Annotated in this window: 22 protein-coding genes; 10 read left to right on the forward strand and 12 right to left on the reverse strand. The window is 64.2% G+C overall.

All coding sequences use genetic code 11. The features are described 5' to 3' along the window. Positions 1-81 precede the first annotated feature (81 nt). Positions 82-747 (reverse strand): 5,6-dimethylbenzimidazole synthase, encoded by a 666-nt coding sequence (gene bluB, locus C453_RS05350; RefSeq protein ID WP_008323186.1) that lies wholly within the window; start codon positions 745-747, stop codon positions 82-84. 102 nt (positions 748-849) lie between these two features. Between bluB and C453_RS20150 the strand changes: the two genes are divergently transcribed. Beyond that, complete coding sequence (locus C453_RS20150; RefSeq protein WP_160163388.1) at positions 850-1008, forward strand: hypothetical protein; 159 nt, start codon at positions 850-852, stop codon at positions 1006-1008. 124 nt (positions 1009-1132) lie between these two features. Further along, positions 1133-1312 (forward strand): hypothetical protein, encoded by a 180-nt coding sequence (locus C453_RS05355; RefSeq protein WP_008323187.1) that lies wholly within the window; start codon positions 1133-1135, stop codon positions 1310-1312. 30 nt (positions 1313-1342) lie between these two features. On the opposite strand, the gene C453_RS05360 is transcribed toward C453_RS05355, so the two are convergent. Together C453_RS05360 and C453_RS05365 are read right to left on the reverse strand one after the other, a co-directional pair. Continuing rightward, on the reverse strand, positions 1343-2887 hold the full coding sequence (locus C453_RS05360) for a (R)-citramalate synthase (protein WP_049907535.1): 1545 nt from the start codon (positions 2885-2887) through the stop codon (positions 1343-1345). A gap of 193 nt (positions 2888-3080) precedes the next feature. Next, on the reverse strand, positions 3081-3425 hold the full coding sequence (locus tag C453_RS05365) for a DUF192 domain-containing protein (RefSeq protein WP_049907536.1): 345 nt from the start codon (positions 3423-3425) through the stop codon (positions 3081-3083). Between the two features lie 132 nt (positions 3426-3557). Between C453_RS05365 and C453_RS05370 the strand changes: the two genes are divergently transcribed. The 3 genes from C453_RS05370 to C453_RS05380 all read left to right on the forward strand — a co-directional run bounded on the left by C453_RS05370 (position 3558) and on the right by C453_RS05380 (position 6785). Beyond that, positions 3558-4100 carry a DUF7097 family protein gene (locus C453_RS05370; RefSeq protein ID WP_008323190.1) on the forward strand — a complete coding sequence of 181 codons (543 nt, stop codon included), beginning with the start codon at positions 3558-3560 and terminating at the stop codon, positions 4098-4100. 90 nt (positions 4101-4190) lie between these two features. Beyond that, positions 4191-4742, forward strand: a complete 552-nt coding sequence (locus tag C453_RS05375; RefSeq protein ID WP_008323191.1) for a GMP synthase subunit A — start codon at positions 4191-4193, stop codon at positions 4740-4742. A 132-nt stretch (positions 4743-4874) separates the two neighbouring features. Next, the gene (locus C453_RS05380; protein ID WP_008323192.1) at positions 4875-6785 is read left to right on the forward strand and encodes a DUF2070 family protein; all 1911 of its coding nucleotides are present in this window, start codon (positions 4875-4877) and stop codon (positions 6783-6785) included. 43 nt (positions 6786-6828) lie between these two features. On the opposite strand, the gene C453_RS05385 is transcribed toward C453_RS05380, so the two are convergent. The 7 genes from C453_RS05385 to C453_RS05415 all read right to left on the reverse strand — a co-directional run bounded on the left by C453_RS05385 (position 6829) and on the right by C453_RS05415 (position 9406). Next, positions 6829-7035, reverse strand: a complete 207-nt coding sequence (locus C453_RS05385) for an HVO_0649 family zinc finger protein (RefSeq protein ID WP_008323193.1) — start codon at positions 7033-7035, stop codon at positions 6829-6831. Between the two features lie 153 nt (positions 7036-7188). Further along, positions 7189-7443: a DUF3194 domain-containing protein gene (locus tag C453_RS05390; protein ID WP_007545019.1), complete on the reverse strand. Its 255-nt coding sequence runs from the start codon at positions 7441-7443 to the stop codon at positions 7189-7191. Continuing rightward, positions 7444-7821: a prefoldin subunit beta gene (locus tag C453_RS05395; protein WP_008323194.1), complete on the reverse strand. Its 378-nt coding sequence runs from the start codon at positions 7819-7821 to the stop codon at positions 7444-7446. Positions 7822-7864: 43 nt separating this feature from the next. Further along, positions 7865-8134, reverse strand: a complete 270-nt coding sequence (locus tag C453_RS05400; protein WP_008323195.1) for a KEOPS complex subunit Pcc1 — start codon at positions 8132-8134, stop codon at positions 7865-7867. A gap of 1 nt (position 8135) precedes the next feature. After that, positions 8136-8270 (reverse strand): DNA-directed RNA polymerase subunit P, encoded by a 135-nt coding sequence (locus C453_RS05405; protein WP_004044283.1) that lies wholly within the window; start codon positions 8268-8270, stop codon positions 8136-8138. 32 nt (positions 8271-8302) lie between these two features. Beyond that, positions 8303-8572, reverse strand: coding sequence for an eL43 family ribosomal protein (locus C453_RS05410; RefSeq protein WP_007545022.1), 270 nt, complete (start codon positions 8570-8572; stop codon positions 8303-8305). Positions 8573-8680: 108 nt separating this feature from the next. Beyond that, on the reverse strand, positions 8681-9406 hold the full coding sequence (locus C453_RS05415; protein ID WP_008323196.1) for a DUF2103 domain-containing protein: 726 nt from the start codon (positions 9404-9406) through the stop codon (positions 8681-8683). Positions 9407-9552: 146 nt separating this feature from the next. Here C453_RS05415 and C453_RS05420 point away from each other — a divergent pair, with 146 nt between their 5' ends. Then, entirely contained in the window at positions 9553-10368 is an 816-nt protein-coding gene (locus C453_RS05420) for a hypothetical protein (RefSeq protein WP_008323197.1), read from the forward strand. Between the two features lie 16 nt (positions 10369-10384). Here the strand turns inward: C453_RS05420 and truD are convergent, their stop codons facing one another. Together truD and pth2 are read right to left on the reverse strand one after the other, a co-directional pair. After that, complete coding sequence (gene truD / locus C453_RS05425) at positions 10385-11731, reverse strand: tRNA pseudouridine(13) synthase TruD (RefSeq protein WP_008323198.1); 1347 nt, start codon at positions 11729-11731, stop codon at positions 10385-10387. Further along, positions 11731-12069: a peptidyl-tRNA hydrolase Pth2 gene (gene pth2 / locus C453_RS05430; protein ID WP_008323199.1), complete on the reverse strand. Its 339-nt coding sequence runs from the start codon at positions 12067-12069 to the stop codon at positions 11731-11733. The genes truD and pth2 overlap by 1 nt, the downstream gene beginning before the upstream one ends. A 115-nt stretch (positions 12070-12184) precedes the next feature. Here pth2 and C453_RS05435 point away from each other — a divergent pair, with 115 nt between their 5' ends. From C453_RS05435 to C453_RS05450, 4 genes are all read left to right on the forward strand, one after another. Then, a complete protein-coding gene (locus C453_RS05435) occupies positions 12185-12925 on the forward strand; it encodes a Yip1 family protein (protein WP_008323200.1) in 741 nt (246 codons plus the stop codon). A gap of 102 nt (positions 12926-13027) precedes the next feature. After that, positions 13028-13618, forward strand: coding sequence for a dCTP deaminase (dcd, locus tag C453_RS05440; RefSeq protein ID WP_008323201.1), 591 nt, complete (start codon positions 13028-13030; stop codon positions 13616-13618). Then, positions 13615-14520 carry a thiamine-phosphate synthase family protein gene (locus tag C453_RS05445; RefSeq protein ID WP_008323202.1) on the forward strand — a complete coding sequence of 302 codons (906 nt, stop codon included), beginning with the start codon at positions 13615-13617 and terminating at the stop codon, positions 14518-14520. Before dcd ends, C453_RS05445 begins: the two co-directional genes overlap by 4 nt. Positions 14521-14526: 6 nt before the next feature. After that, positions 14527-15234 carry a class I SAM-dependent methyltransferase gene (locus tag C453_RS05450; protein ID WP_008323203.1) on the forward strand — a complete coding sequence of 236 codons (708 nt, stop codon included), beginning with the start codon at positions 14527-14529 and terminating at the stop codon, positions 15232-15234. The last annotated feature ends 23 nt before the right edge of the window (positions 15235-15257 follow it).

The following is a 15257-nucleotide window of genomic DNA, read 5'->3' on the forward strand; positions in this document are numbered from 1 at the left end:
CCATCAGAGATGTGTATAAGAGACAGCGGTGATAGCGACGAGACGCCTCTGGATGCAGTCCGTGAGACGAACACTCTGCATTCACTTCCCAGATTCCGACCCGGACTCCCACCGTCCCCAGTGGACGAGCTCGTCCACGTCGATGCGCTCGCGCCACCCTTCTTGCTGAAGCACTGGCTCTTCAGGGAAGCCATCCTCGGGATAGCCGACGCAGAGATACGCAATCGGCTTGATGTGGTGCGGGATGTCCAGTACCTCCCGAACTTCGTGTGGGTAGAGAAATGACACCCACCCGACGCCGACGCCCTCGGCCCGGGCGGCCAACCAGAGGTTCTGCACTGCGAGACATGTCGAGTACACGTCCATCTCGCGCATCGTGTTGCGTCCGAGAACGTGCGGCGCGCCGCGGGTTGGGTCGCAGGTGACACAGATGTTCACCGGCGAGTCGGTGATACCCTCCAATTTCAACTGCCCGAAATCCGACTTCCGCGGCTCTCGATACCCCTCACGAGCGGCCGAAATCGCCCGGTCTGCGATGGACGCAATCTCCGATTTCGTCTCGTCGTCCTCGACGACGACGAAGTCCCACGGCTGCGAAAATCCGACGCTCGGAGCGTGGTGCGCGGCGTCGAGAATTCGCGCCAGCGTCTCCTTGGGAATCGGGTCGCCGCTGAACCGCCTGATGTCCCGTCGCGCATACACCGATTTGTAGACGCCAGCCCGCTCGGATGCGTCGAATCCAACCATACTTGCTATAGAACTGTCTCGATTGCATATCGGTTCTGGTACGTTTCCTGCCTCTCTCAGTACTCTCGAAAGAAGTTTCAATGAACTCTCATATTGTCGCGTATGGACCCCGTGCTCAGGCGGAGACTAGACAGTATCGTCGCGCTACTTGCTCTCATCTTCGTGGCTGTGACGTACCAGGCGGTCGGTCCGATAGGTATCCTACTGGCTCCGCTCGGGTTAGTGGGGGTACTGGTCTTCGTCTCGGTGAATTCGAACTGAACGTCGGCGACGGCAAGCGAGCACGAATAGGGCGCTGTTTTCTCCCGTCACGCCTCAGTCTCCCGATTTTCACTTTCACTCTCCTAGGATTCGATACATAACCGTTCCGGCCATTGGGGGAGGTATGAGTGCGAACGCAGCAGAGACGAACACGAGCGAAGAGGGCGGCACGCGCCGAATCAACGTGACGACTGTCCGTACCGGCCGCGTGGCCGACTTCGCGGAGACGGAACTCGGCGACGCCGCTATCGGGTTCGAGCGTCGCGGTGGCTGGACCTACCTCGTCGCAAAAGAGACGCGCTGAAACGCGTCGAATCGAAGCTTCTGCAGTAGTCTAGTCGTCAGCCGAAGCCGCAGGTTCCGAGACACCCGGTGTCGGTGCGAGCAGGCGGTCGAGCGCATCGACCATCGCCTGCACGCTCGCGCGGGTGATGTCCGCGTGCGAGGCGGCGACAGCAACGCTGCGGTCGCCGCTTGACATCGTCACTTCGACGGTCACGACGGCGTCTGTCCCGCCGGTAATCGCGTCGACGTGGTAGTCGTCCAACTGTGCGTCTGCGTTGGGACCGAGCGCTTTTCGGACTGCCTTGACCGCGGCGTCGACCGGGCCGGACCCCGTGCCGGAGGCGACACGCTCGTCGCCATCGACGCGGAGTCTGACACTCGCAGTGGGTGTGCCACCGCCGGAGGCGGCCGTGAGGTCGAGGAGTTCGACCTGTCGGTCGCGTTCGCGTCCCTGTACGTCCTCGGCGAACGCGAGCAGGTCGGCGTCGGTGACGCGCTTGCCGCGGTCGCCGAGTTCCTTCACGCGCTGGACGACGGCGGCGACTTCCTCGTCGGTCGCGTCGACACCGTGTTCTTCCAGCGCCGCTTTGACACCGGCGCGTCCGGCGTGCTTGCCGAGGACGAGACGGCGCTCACGCCCAACAGTCTCCGGTGGGTACGGTTCGTACATCGCGTCGTCTTTGAGCGTGCCATCGGTGTGGATGCCACTTTCGTGCGTAAAGGCGTTCTCGCCGACGACGGCTTTGTTCGGCGGTAAGACGACGCCCGTCGCGTGGGCGACTTTCTGTGCGAGCGCGTAGAGTTCGTCGAGTTTCACCGTCTCGACGTTATAGCAGTGGTGCAGCGCGATTGCGACCTCTTCGAGCGCGACGTTCCCGGCGCGCTCGCCGATGCCGTTGACCGTGGTGTGGACAAGGTCCGCGCCAGCGGAGAGGCTGGCGTGGACGTTCGCCATCGCGAGTCCGAGGTCGTCGTGGGTGTGCGTCGAGGTAGGTCCGAGCTCGGCGAGGCGCGAGACCACGTTGTAGGTGTGCTCGGGACTGGTGTGGCCGACCGTGTCCGCGAAACAGAAGCGGTCTGCCCCGGCGTCGTGGCTCGCCCGCGCGACGTCTTCGAGGAAGTCCGGGTCTGCCCGCGACCCGTCCTCGCCGATGACCTCGACCCAGAGGCCGTGGTCTTTCGCGTAGGTGACGAGTTCGGTGGTCGTCTCGACGACGCCGTCGCGGGTCGTTCCGACCTTCGACTCGACGTGGCGGTCGCTCGCTGGAACAACCAGCGTGATACCGTCGACGTAGCAGTCGAGCGCGAGGTCGACGTCTCCTTTGACGCCGCGTGCGAAACTCGTGACCGTCGCGTCCAGTCCGAGCGAGGTAACGCGCTTTATCGTCTCTCGCTCGCCGGGACCGGTACAGGCGCTTCCGGCCTCGATAAACCCGACTTCGGCACGGTCGAGTGCGCGTGCGATATCTGCTTTCTCGTCCGGCGACAGCGAGATGCCCGGCGCTTGCTCGCCATCGCGGAGTGTGGTGTCCAACAGTTCGACGGAATCAGAAGTAAGGGTGTGCTCAGCAGGCTCCCCGAATAGCTCGTTCACGGTAGAATCGTATCCTCGTGAGTCAGCGGAACCGTTGAATTTCACAGCCAGCCGTCTCGCGACGACTTACTCTATCCTCCGCCGGTGTGGTATCTCCCGACATGGTAGTTGTACAGATGTGTTGTCGGTTGTATAAAAGAGCGGGTTCCGACAGAAATTGGTGTCACGTTTCGAAAACCGACGGCCCGAACCCTTATTCGACTTCGACGAGGTCGCCTTCTTCCACGTCGTCTGCCGCCCCAGCAGGAAGTTCGACGATGGTGTCGGCCATGCCGAAGCCGATGCCGGTCCACGCCGAGAGCCGTTTCTTCTTGGCGACCTCGCCACCGACGAGCCAGAGGGCGTCGATGTCGAACGGGACGAACACCATGTGGAGGCTGTGGCGGTCCACGTCGTCGAAGCGGAAGACGAGCGCGTAGTCGTCCGGAATCGTGCGGCGGAACATCAGCCCGCGCGCCTTCGTGAGGAACGAATCTGCCGTCTCGACGTCCGAGGCGAGCGTCGTGTGGTCTCCATTCCGTCGGTGGACGAGTTTCACGGCCGCGGATTCGGTGGGATTCGTGATGAAACCTCCGCCGCGACACCCCAAAACGACCCAGCGAGAGCGACGCTTCTCTGCCACTGACCCATCGAGAGCAACGTTTACCCTGCCACCGACCCGACGCCGGGTATGGAGCGGACGCCGACCGGAACCCCCGTCGGAGTCGACGACCCCTACGACCACGCCGGCCGATGCGACCACCTGACTGGCGACGGTGCGTGCCGACTCGCCCGCGAGTACGCCGACCGCGACCCCAAGTTCGCACGCGAGCGCGCACGCGAGAACTACGACTGCATCGCCGCCGCGGAGGGCTGTGCCTTCCGTGACTGCCCGCACTACGCATCGACCACCTCGGGCCGCGAGTGCACTCGGTGTGGACTCGAAGAGGTTCGGATGGCGCACGACTCGACAGCCCAGCCACTCCTCGAAGAGCACCATCTCTCCTACGGGAGCGGCGCGAGTGCCTCGCACGCAGACGGTGAAGGCCCGTCTCACGAGATTACCGTCGCGCTCTGCCGGTGGTGTCACACGAAAGTCCACAAGTCTTTCGCGCGCGTTGACGACGACGCCTCGCCCGACCCGGAGGCCATCGCTGCACGTGAAGCCCGCCGAACAAAAGAGCAATCGGAGTTGGGTTTTCAGTCGGCGCGTGACCGCGCCAGCGACAGATAGGAATCGGTGAATGTGCCAATTCGATGCACGGATACGCTCATCTCGGCCAGTCTTCGATTCACTTTTACGCACGGTAGTCCAACCCGGCACATGACCCGCATCGTCGTCATCGACAACCACGGGCAGTTCACCCACCTCGAACGGCGCGCACTCCGTGACCTCGGCGTCGACACCGAACTCGTCGACAACGACACGGACCCGAACGACATCGACGCAGACGGCATCGTCCTCTCCGGCGGCCCCGACATGGACCGTATCGGTCGCAGTCCCGATTATCTCGACCTCGACGTTCCCGTCCTCGGTATCTGTCTCGGCATGCAGATTCTCGCCGAAGAACTCGGTGGCCGCGTCGGTGGCGGCGACTACGGCGGCTACGCCGACGTCGACGTAGAGATTCTCGACGACGACGACCCACTTATCGGCTCTCTCGCACCCGAGACTCGCGTCTGGGCCAGCCACGCCGACGAAGTCAAGGAAGTCCCCGAGGGCTTCACCCACACGGGCACGAGCGACGTGTGTACCATCGAAGCGATGAGCGACACCGAGCGCAACCTCTACGGCGTCCAGTGGCACCCCGAAGTCGCCCACACCGACGAAGGTGAGGAAGTCTTCGAGAACTTCATCGACATCTGCGAACAGTAAGAAATCTGACTACTCGGTTCTGCTGACTTTCACCTGAACCCGACGCCGTCCGATTTCGGACAGTGTCTCTCATCGTCGTTTCTCTGAGACAAGCCGAGACATTTACCGCCTTCCACCCTGTCTGTTCGAAAAATGACCTCCACGCAGAGCGACCTCGCTGGGTTGTCGCGGTTCATCTTCCGCGCACCCAACTGGTATACGAGTCTCGGCTTCGCCCTGCTCGTCGCTGCGATGGCGGGTGTTGCGGCGTTCGACTCCGGTGACCTCGCCGGGTCGTGGCGAGGACTCTTCTTCCTCGGGCGGGACGCGTGGGAAGGAATCTTCTTCATCGGCATTCCCACCGTCGTCGCGGCGTTCGGAACTACGGGCGTCGACCGATTCGTCGGCGGAAAACTCACGCACAATCGCTCGTCGCTCCTCGCACTGGCGGGCGAAGTCATCATCGTCACGGTCGTCACGCTGGCGGCTATCGTGTCCGTCGGGACCGGTCTCGGCCAGCGGTTCGTCTTCGACGCGCTCGTCGTGGCCCTCGCATCGGTGTTCGCCTTCCGTCTCCTCATCATCATGGCGGTGTCGCGGTCGTCCCTGCTCATCGCCGCGGTTCCCGCGAGCATCCAGACGCTCACCGCCGCGGCGCTCCTGTTCGTCTACAGCGGGACGCTTCGCTTCTTCGAAGTCGGCGGCCCACTCCTCGAAGCGTACCTGATGCCGTATCTCGCGCGCCCATCGCGCGCCCCGCCGGAACTCTCGGTCATCGCCCTCAGTCACTTCCAACTGCTGGTGATATCGTGTGTTATCTACGCGCTGGCCGTCTACGCGTTCCTCCGCGTCGTCGACCGACCGTGGCGTCGCAGCCTCGGCGTTTCGGTCCTCGACTTCATCCGCGGCTTCATCGGCCACGTCGCCGAGGGGACCCGCGAGTTAGAGGACTTCTTCCAACAACTCGGACAGGAGGCTATCGTCCCTGTGACGGTCCTCTCGTTCCGGCGAGACGACGGCACCGAGAAGGCCCGATTCGTCTTGCCGATGATTCACCCCGGACCGATGGGCGAAATCGGCGGTGGGAACTTTCCCGAACGCGTTGCTCGCCGCTCAGAAGGACTGGCGTTCCCACCTCACGCGACCGCCGGACACGACTTCAACCTCGTAACCGAGCGCGAAGTCGACGTGGTGCTCGACGCCATCGACTGTGCTGCCGACGACATCGAGTACACGTCCGAAGCGACACAGAGCGTCCGCGTCGAGTCTGGTGATTCGAAGATGCTCGGGCAGTCGTTCGGCGACGACGCCGTCCTCGTCTCGACGTACGCTCCGCTTTTCGCCGACGACGTCGAGTACGCGGTCGGTCTCTCGGCGGCCGCTGAAGCCCGAACGACCGGCCTCGACGACGTGCTCTTAGTCGACGCTCACAACTGCAACAACGGACTTTCCGGTCCCGACCTCGGCCACGTCACGCCGGGCAGCAAGCGTTCGTTCGACATGATATCCGCGGCGGGACTTGCAGGCGAACGACTCACTGAGGCAAATCGAGGGTCGCTTTCGATGGGGACCGCGTGGGAGGAGACCGACTGGGTTCCCCGCGAGGGAATCGGCCCGCTCGGCATTCGCGTGGCTGTCACCCGAGTCGACGGGCAGACGACGGCCTACGTCCTCATCGACGGCAACAACATGGAACCGGGACTCCGTGACCGTATCGTCGACGCGCTCACGACGGCCGACGGCCACGTCGACGTGGCCGAAGTGATGACGACGGACACGCATATCGTCAACACCGTCGAAGCCGAAAATCAGGTCGGCTCAGTCATCGACCAGGACGAACTCCTCGCGACCATCGAACGCCTCACCGACGCGGCGCTCGACGACTGCGAACCGGTCACAGCGGGGATGGCTACCCGGCGCGCAGAAGTGACTATCTTCGGCAATGACCGAACCGAAACACTCGCCAGCCACGCCAACGCCGTCGTCTCCATGGGTGGGGCGCTTGCGCTGGCGGTCATCCTCGCTGCGATGGCTGTCAGTCTTCTCGTGTTCTTCCTCGCATAGCCACTCGGCGAGTGAGGTGCGTGACGAAAAGCGGCCCGTCACGTCACTTCAGTTTGAGTGTCCGAACTTCGATAGCGCCACAACTCGGACAGACGCGTCGGTAGTCGATTCGGTTGCCTGTCGTCTTCGCGGACCACTCACCGTCTTCGTCTACGAACCCGCACTTCGAGCACTCGCGGTCGGCGTCGGTGTAGTGGTCGCGCAGTCGGTCTAACGCTGTCGTCCCTCTCCGTGTCCGCCTGGTTGACATGCGTTAACTTATGACATTAAGTGGTATAGGTGTACCGCCGGACACTGAAGATAGTTAATACTCACAGCAACGTTGGACAGGCCGACGCCGTGACGGACGGAGCGCCCGCTCCGCTCAGCGGTCGGCGAGTCACGGGGGGTGCCCGCGAGAACCCTATTCGTCTTCAGCGGCCGCGAACAGTTCGTCCACGGCTTCCTGCGCTGTCTTGGCCGCCTCGTCGGCGACCGCGGCAGCGTTCTCGGCGTCGTCGGGTGCGTTGATGTACACGTCGACGTCGAGCACGCCATCTTCGAACGTCACGGTGACGTCGAAGTCTTTGACGCGGGATTGTTTGAACCGGTCGAAGATGAGGCCTTCAGCCGCCTCTGCGGCGGTTTCGACGACCTCTTCGTCGCTCGGCTGTGGCATTTACGCGCCGCCGGGGCCCATCGGGCCAGCGCCGCCGCCCTGCAGCATCTGCTGGAGTTCTTCCTGCAGACTCTCGAATTTGTCCTGCACGCGCGTCTCCTGCTTCGTGAGCTGTTCGACGCGGACTTCGAGGCTGTCGACCTTCTCTTCGAGGTCGTCTTTCGCTTCGTCGTACTCGGCTTCGACGAGGAGTTCGCCGACTTCGCGGTACATCTTCGTGTCCGCGTCGATGTCTTCGAGGGTCTCCAGTGCCGTCTTCGCCTCGTTGAGCGCAGTCTCGGAGGACTGCTTCTGCTCAGCGACGTTCTGGGCGGTTTCCTGAAGGTTCTGAAGTTCTTCGAGCTTCTCCTGCGCTTCCGGCGGCAGACTTCCCTGCATACCCGAACCGACGGGCCGCCGGCCCTAAAACACCCGCGGTCTCCTACGCGAGTTGGCCGCGGTCTGTCGCGGCGTCGAAAACAGTCTCTGCGGCCTCCACGAGGCGAACCCACGTGTTGACGCCGGCACGGAGGGCGACGAGGTCGTCGGCTTCGATGGTGACGACGACTGTCTTGCCCTCGCGGTGGACGCTCGCGCCCGAGCGAGCGTCGTCTATCTCGCCGACTTCGACCGCGATGCTTTGCTCGACGATGCGTGCGCGCCGCTCGTCGGGGTAGTCGAATTCGAGAGCAGCGCAATGCGCTGTGCGCACGTTACTCGACGGCGACTTCTTTCACGTTGGGGGACCGCTCCTTCAGGAGGACGCGGTGCCCACAGTACGGACAGCGTACGCCACCGAACTCGTCCAGTTCGACGTCGCGTTTACACCGGGAACACTTGTAGCTCATTGGTAGTGTGAGGAATCGAGGCTGCTGCGGCGTTATTCGTCCTCGCCGGTCAGCGCGGCGCGGATGGAACGACGAACCTGCTTGCCTGCGGGGGTCTCGGGGCGGTAGGAACCGCCGGTGAAGACCTCACCGGTCTCTTCGTTCTTCCAGATGCCAGTTCCAACGCGAGTGACGTCGTCGCCGTCGACCTTGGAATTTCGCATCTCTGCTTCGATTTCCTTGACGCGGCGGCGGGCGACGCGGCCGTACCGTGCGCCAAAGCGCCCGGCACTTCCGACGGACCGTGCCTTATTCTCGGCCATAGTACCGCCTACTACCCCAGCGGCATGGATAAACCCTACGAGTCGAGTCGGCGATGTCGCCGCCCTGTGTGGGACGACATCGCTCGTCGTCCCTGACACGCTCGCGCGTTATTCGTCCTGTAACTCCGCCTCGCGGAGCGCGTCGTTCAGGTCGTCCCTGACGCGCTCGCCCGTCTCCCGGTCCATCGCGGTCGTCACGATACGGTTTTCCTGCACGCTCGACCCATCGCGGAGGAGCAAGCGAACGTTGCCGTTGTTGTCGGCGCGGGTGACCTTCGCCCGGAGCCCCGACTGCGACCCCTTTCCGCCGGCGTCGATAGGGCCGGGGATGACCTTCTTGACGTGCGGATGTCCGGCGACGACGCCAATCGCGCGGCGACCCTTCCGGTCGCCGATAAGCGTCGTGTGACTCCCACCGAGTTTTTCGGCGGGTGGGATATCGACGACTTCCAGCGCCCGTTCGCCCCGTCTCTCGAGGACGGCAGCCACGGGGTCGTCGTCGGCGACGCGGTAGAATTCGTAGTGGAGTTGCGCCCGCGTCTCGCGAAGCGGGTCGCGCTCGCCAGCGGCGTAGACCGTCTCGGGGCGCTTTCGGCGAATCTCGTCGGCGACGAGCCCGGCGAAGTTCCGCAGTTGGACGACCTTCGTCTCGTCGCCGGACTCCGGAATCGTCGTCACGGTGGTCTCGCCGACGACGTCGTCTTCGTCGAGATACGTCAGCGTCGCTCGGTCGGCTTCGAAGACGGCGACCACGGCGTCGCAGTTGGCGGTGTTGCAGGTGAGACAGTAGTCTCCCGGTTTCGCTAACGGCGTTCCACACCGCCGACAGTGCATAAATCCCCCTCGGGCGTGCGTCTACAAAAGGTCGTTTATACATTGACCGCCCCTTCGTGTTCTGCACATCGACCGGCCCCTCATCTCTCCTCGCTCGACTGACACGGTGGCGAAAACTATTGGTTCCCCGTCCGTGAGGCACGCGTATGCAGGGTCTACACCGGGGGGCTCTTCTCGCGTCTCTCCTCCCGCTCGCCTTGGTCGGTCTCGTCGGCTTGTTCGCCCTCGCCCTCGACCCCGAAGCGACGATTCGGCTCGCCACCGAACTGGCGAATCAGTTGCTGGCACTGGCACGCGCAGTCGCCTCGTATCTCCGTCGGGCGGCTCCCATCTCGACTGGCCTGTTCGCCCTCTTCGCGTGGCTCACCGCCAGCACCTTCAGCGCGTTCTTCGTCCACCGCGACCACGGTGATACGCGCACGATGGCCGAACTCGCTTTCGCCCTCGTCGCGTCGGCGACCGTTCCGCTCGTCGCGGTCTTCGCCCGCGACCGTCCCGTGGTGGTCGTCGGAACGGGTGTCATCCTCCTCGCGGCCGCAGGAGCCGTCTTCGCAGGCCGGTCCAACACGGAAGGCGTCGTCACCGGTTCGCTGTACGCAGTCGCCCCTATTGCAGTCGGCGGGGCTGTCGCGTACCTCTTCGTCAGCCCGTCGGTCGCACAGATTGCGACGCTCGCACTCCCGCTGGCTGTCGGCTACTCTCTCGGCGTCGCTAGCGCGCACGGCCGCCCGACTGCGGGCGCGTTCGTCTCCACGCTCGCGTTCGCCATCCCGGCGTGGACGTACTTCCCACCCGCCGCAGAGGCTTCGAGCTTCCAACTCGGGACCGTCGGATTAGCAGTCGGCTTTGCCATCGCTGCGGTCCTCTTGTCGCTCCCGTTTGCTGCCATCGGCTACGCGACGACGCGAACGACGAAAGCAACGAAAGCGCCCCCGAACGCGTCAGCAGCGGCAGACGAATAACTCGAAAAAGAGCGCCTCAGAGGTCGAGTGGTCCGGCCTTCAGATACTCGCGCATCACGGCCGTCGCGTACGACCCGTGTGGGAGGCCGAAGTCGAAGACCAAGCTCTCGTCTTCGACCGTCAGGTCCGTGCGGACGAGAATCGCCCGGCGCGTCCCGGTCGAACGGAAGTTCCCGGGGAGGTCGAAGTCGGCGGGTTCGAGGTCGAGGTCGTCGAGAACCTCGCGTTCGATGTCTCCTTGCTCACCCTCGGCGAGTTCCGTCTCGGTGCCGACGAGGGGTGCCGTGACGAACGCCCGGCCGCGCTCGATGTGACGGGCCATCACGTCGACCCGGCGGCCGGTGGCCGACTGGAGACGGCTCACGTCTGGAATCTCGATTCCGTCGGGGGCGTCGCGGTCGGCGAAAGCCACAACGTCTCCCTCGATTGGTCTGTCAAAGGGGAGGCCGCGTTCGAGTCGCTCGGAGAGAATTTGATTGAAGACGTACGACTGCGCGGCGTTGACGAACAGGCGCTGGAGGTTCGATGGCACCGATTCGAGCGCGTTGCGCCAGTCGTCGTCGGTCTCTGCGCCGTCTTCTGCGAGTCGGTGGAGCATGCCGCGCTCGTAGCCGAGATAGCCCGGAATCGCGTCGAGCGCGCGGTGCCAATCCGGGTCGGACGACGCTGCTTCCTCGTCGACGATGGCCCGGCCGTCCTGTGTCTCCTCGGGTTCGTCTTCGGTCGGGCCGCCGCAGTATGCGAGGACAGCCTCGCGCCACTCGCCGCGGACGACGTGCAGGCCGACTGTGTGGGTGATAGGCCGAATACTGCCGAATCGCTGGTGGCCGAAGTAGTTGGGGACGCCGACCATGTCGTCGCGACCGCCGAATTCGCGGAGTGAGTCGGTGATGTCCGCGACGTTCTCGGGGTGGTCTGGGTTGCGGACGCGGATACGGAAGTGGTTGCCCGCGAGGTCGCCGAAATCGAGGGTGCGCCCGAGTCGGCCGACGACTTCGATATCCGCGTTTCGAACCTCGGGCACGTCGTCGGCGTCGCCGCCGTGGACCGTGAATAGCTGCGTCGTGACTGCGTGTTTGTCCTTCGTGCCCGCCCACGAGACGCGCTCTCTGCTGACGCCGAGTTCGTCCGAGAGGTGGCCCGCGAAGTCGTTGGTGTCCCAGCCGCGGAGGGTGACGCGGAGGACGAGATTCGGGAAGTCGCCGGTCGGTGCGTCCGCCGGGCGAATGTTCAGCGAGTCGAGTTCGACTTCTCGGACGCCGAAGTCCTCGGGTTCGACGCGGAGCACGCCGCCGATGCCGTCAGCGTCACTCACGTAGTGGTCGATACCGACCGTCTGCTCTGTGGGGTGCGCCTCGCGCATCAGTACAGAGAGAGGTCGCCAGTGACGCGGTCGATGATGTCGTCGTCGCCCGGCCCGATTGCCAGCGCCGTCACCGTGCCCGGTTCGAGTTGGGTGTGACCGGCGTCGCGGATGATAGCGTGCGGGATACCTTCGTGTTCGGCCTTCGAGGCGAGTTCGAACAGTTTCGATTCGCCGTTCGCCTTGAGGACGACCTTCTTCTGTCCTTCACCTTTCCAGCGCTTTCGCGTCCGTGAGTCCGTGTCCTCGTAGGCAGACAGCGACGCGTGTGCGACCTGCGCGGCGAGTTTCCCCTCGCCCATGCCGATGTCGGCTCGTGCGACGATGGCCTGTTTCATGCGCCCTACTCCCCGCCGACGCGGTAAATGTCCTCCCATCGCTGAGCCGTGCAGACACGCTGTCTCCCACCTTCGGGTCAAAAGAATCTTACCTGACACTACCCACGTTCAGTCGATGACTGGTCCCCGAACACCCCTCCTCAAGCCGCGCGAATACTTCGCGTCGAAGACACCACCGCTCGACCTCGGCAAGGCAGTCGTCGCCGTCGCGGTCGTCACGCTCGTCCTCGCTGCCGGTATCGGCGGTATCCTCTGGACGTTCACACACCAACTCGACCAACAGATCACGGTCGACAACCCGGAACACCACCCCGAGTGGGCGTGCGAGAAGTACGAAGACGGCGGCCCGTTCGATGACATGTCTTCGCCCGAGGGATGCGACCCGGCAGTCTCCGAGCAGATTCAACGACCGCTGGGCGAACTCGTCTGGGAAGAGTTCTCGTGGGTTCCGTGGGCCACGCTGGTGCTCGTCCCACTCGTGTGGCTCGTCGAGGGTTCGATGCTTCACGTCGGAAGCTCGCTCGTCGGCGGTGAAGGCCGATTCACTGATTCGCTCGCTGTGGCCGGATGGGGGATGGTCCCGACGGTCGGTCGCATACTCGCCGTGGGGGTGTTCATCACGTACCAGTTCAGAAATCTATCGCTCCCATCGGACCCCGAAGGGGCGACTCAGGCGATTCAGGCGTCACTGAGCGGTCTCGACCTCGTCTCCGGAGCCATCATGCTCGTCGTCGTCGCGTGGGCGACGTACATTCGAACCTATGGCCTCGCCCGCGCCCGAGACCTGTCTGTGGAGAATGCAGCCGTCGTCACTGTCGGATTGTCGCTTGTTGGCCTTCTCTTCGAGTTCATGTGACCAACAGCACCTCTCGACACTCGACTCGATAGTCGTGTCACATCATCTATGCCGCCGAAACGAGAGGATGGATTTACCTACGTACGTCGCGCTCATTCGAGCATGATACTCTCCGACGCCGACATCCTCGCTCGCCTTGAAGTGGGGGACCTCGTAATCGACCCGCTCGACGACATCGACATGCAGGTCCAGCCGGCGAGTGTGGACCTCCGACTGGGGACGGAGTTCCTGGAGTTCCAGCGAACGAACATCTCGTGTATCCACCCGAACCGCGAAGACGAAGTCTCGACCTACGTCGACGAGACCTACGTCGAGGAAGGCGACGACTTCATCCTCCATCCGGGTGACTTCGTGCTCGGAACGACCAAAGAGCGCGTCGAGATTCCCGACGACCTGCTCGCGACGGTCGAAGGCCGGTCGTCGCTCGGCCGCCTCGCCATCGTCATCCACGCGACTGCCGGTATCGTCGACCCCGGCTACGAGGGACAGATTACGCTCGAACTGTCGAACCTCGGCTCCGCGCCCGTCGCGCTCACGCCAGGAATGCGCATCTCGCAACTCGTGTTCACGGAGATGAAGTCGCCCGCCGACCGGCCCTACGGTGCTGAACGTGGGTCGAAGTATCAGGGCCAGCGCGGCCCGCAGGCGTCGCGTATCGGCTCTGACCCCGAGTTCGGAGACACGGAAAAATGAAATTCATCGAAGAGCTCGTCGTCGACGAATTCCTCCCGACGTTCCGCGCGTTGCTCGCAGAGGACCTCCGCGACCGCGGGTTTACCCAGTCTGAGGTGGCAGACGCGCTCGGTATCAGCCAGAGCGCCGTCTCGAAGTACGCCCACGGCGAGGTCAACGTGAACGCCCGCGTCGCGGACGACACGCGCGTTCGCGAACTGGTCGACAGAGTCGGCGAGGGACTCGCGACCGGCGACATGACGCCCGTGCAAGCCCTGGTCGAAGCCGAGGTTCTCATCCGGCAACTCGAAGAGGCGGACCTCCTCTCTGACCTCCACGAAGAGGCGATGCCCGAACTGGCCTCGTACGACGGCTTCCACAACATCCACGACCCCGAGAGCCACCTGCGGACGGTCGAGCAGGTTCGCTCGTCGGTTCGGCGGGGGCTTCGAAAGCTCACCAACACCTCCGGTTTCGCGGGCCTTATCCCGAACGTCGGGTCGAACCTGGTGGAGTCGCTACCGGACGCCGAGGGCATCGACGACATCGCTGGCATCCCGGGCCGCATCTTCGACGTGAAGGGACAGGCGACCGTTCCGGGCGAACCGGAGTTCGGCGTCAGCGAACACGTCGCGTCCGTGCTCCTGTCGGCCCGCGCCGCCGGTGCCGACGTGAACGCCGGTCTCAACATCGTCTACGACGCCGGTGTCGTCGAGGAACTCGAAGCCGCTGGCTACGAATGTATCGAGTTCGATGCAGACGCCCCCACGGACCCGGTTCGCGCCGTGCTCGAAGCCCGTGACGACGACCTCCCGGAGACGTTCGTCGTCTACCAGACCGGGAGCTACGGCATCGAACCGATTACCTACGTCCTCGGCCCCGACGCACCGACTGTTGCCGACGCGGTTCGCGTGCTGCTCTGAGGGACGATGGCTCCCGACACCGCGGCCGAACAGTCTACTGACTCGAACGCCCGCTCGCCAGCGACTATCGCCCAATCGTTCTACACTCGCTGGGCACGCCTCTACGACACGCTCGCCCGCCGAGCGCCGGGTGTCGGGACCGTTCGCTCCGAGGCAGCAGACGCTCTCGACCTCTCGCCCGGCGACACGGTGGTCGAGATGGGCTGTGGAACCGGTGCGAACCTCCCGTACCTCGCCGAGCGCGTCGGCACCGACGGAACCGTCGTCGGCGTCGATTTCTCACCCGGCGTCCTCGACGTAGCTCGCGAGCGCGTGCGCGACTACCCGAACGTCCACCTCGTCCGCGCCGACGCGACCCAGCCACCTCTCGCCGACCCGGACGCGATTCTCGCGACGTTCGTCTCGGGGATGTTCGACGACCCCGCAGCAGTCGTCTCGTCGTGGGCCGACCTCGTCGGACCGGGCGGGCGGCTCTGTCTCGTCGACCTCGCGGAGACGACGGACTCGACGTGGCGGGTGCTCAATCCAGTGTTTCGAGCACTCGTTCGTATCACTGCACCGCCCGGCACGCGGACGATGCGCGGGTCGCCGACTGCGATGCTCGATGAACGACTCGTTTCTGCGCACCGGTCGCTGGAATCTCGATGTCGGGTGACACACCGGGCGACGCACGTGTTTGGATTCGCGCGCGTCAGGGCGGGCGTCGTCGAGTGAGTTGCCCCGCAGTCACGCTTCGT

The organism is Haloferax elongans ATCC BAA-1513, from assembly GCF_000336755.1.
Classification (GTDB): Archaea; Halobacteriota; Halobacteria; order Halobacteriales; family Haloferacaceae; genus Haloferax; species Haloferax elongans.

Excerpts from the sequence above, each read along its gene's own strand:
- bluB (WP_008323186.1), bottom strand. The coding sequence starts at position 747 with ATGGTTGGATTCGACGCATCCGAGCGGGCTGGCGTCTACAAATCGGTG.
- C453_RS20150 (WP_160163388.1), top strand. The coding sequence starts at position 850 with ATGGACCCCGTGCTCAGGCGGAGACTAGACAGTATCGTCGCGCTACTT.
- C453_RS05355 (WP_008323187.1), top strand. The coding sequence starts at position 1,133 with ATGAGTGCGAACGCAGCAGAGACGAACACGAGCGAAGAGGGCGGCACG.
- C453_RS05370 (WP_008323190.1), top strand. The coding sequence starts at position 3,558 with ATGGAGCGGACGCCGACCGGAACCCCCGTCGGAGTCGACGACCCCTAC.
- C453_RS05375 (WP_008323191.1), top strand. The coding sequence starts at position 4,191 with ATGACCCGCATCGTCGTCATCGACAACCACGGGCAGTTCACCCACCTC.
- C453_RS05380 (WP_008323192.1), top strand. The coding sequence starts at position 4,875 with ATGACCTCCACGCAGAGCGACCTCGCTGGGTTGTCGCGGTTCATCTTC.
- C453_RS05385 (WP_008323193.1), bottom strand. The coding sequence starts at position 7,035 with ATGTCAACCAGGCGGACACGGAGAGGGACGACAGCGTTAGACCGACTG.
- C453_RS05390 (WP_007545019.1), bottom strand. The coding sequence starts at position 7,443 with ATGCCACAGCCGAGCGACGAAGAGGTCGTCGAAACCGCCGCAGAGGCG.
- C453_RS05395 (WP_008323194.1), bottom strand. The coding sequence starts at position 7,821 with ATGCAGGGAAGTCTGCCGCCGGAAGCGCAGGAGAAGCTCGAAGAACTT.
- C453_RS05405 (WP_004044283.1), bottom strand. The coding sequence starts at position 8,270 with ATGAGCTACAAGTGTTCCCGGTGTAAACGCGACGTCGAACTGGACGAG.
- C453_RS05410 (WP_007545022.1), bottom strand. The coding sequence starts at position 8,572 with ATGGCCGAGAATAAGGCACGGTCCGTCGGAAGTGCCGGGCGCTTTGGC.
- C453_RS05415 (WP_008323196.1), bottom strand. The coding sequence starts at position 9,406 with ATGCACTGTCGGCGGTGTGGAACGCCGTTAGCGAAACCGGGAGACTAC.
- C453_RS05420 (WP_008323197.1), top strand. The coding sequence starts at position 9,553 with ATGCAGGGTCTACACCGGGGGGCTCTTCTCGCGTCTCTCCTCCCGCTC.
- truD (WP_008323198.1), bottom strand. The coding sequence starts at position 11,731 with ATGCGCGAGGCGCACCCCACAGAGCAGACGGTCGGTATCGACCACTAC.
- pth2 (WP_008323199.1), bottom strand. The coding sequence starts at position 12,069 with ATGAAACAGGCCATCGTCGCACGAGCCGACATCGGCATGGGCGAGGGG.
- C453_RS05435 (WP_008323200.1), top strand. The coding sequence starts at position 12,185 with ATGACTGGTCCCCGAACACCCCTCCTCAAGCCGCGCGAATACTTCGCG.
- dcd (WP_008323201.1), top strand. The coding sequence starts at position 13,028 with ATGATACTCTCCGACGCCGACATCCTCGCTCGCCTTGAAGTGGGGGAC.
- C453_RS05445 (WP_008323202.1), top strand. The coding sequence starts at position 13,615 with ATGAAATTCATCGAAGAGCTCGTCGTCGACGAATTCCTCCCGACGTTC.
- C453_RS05450 (WP_008323203.1), top strand. The coding sequence starts at position 14,527 with ATGGCTCCCGACACCGCGGCCGAACAGTCTACTGACTCGAACGCCCGC.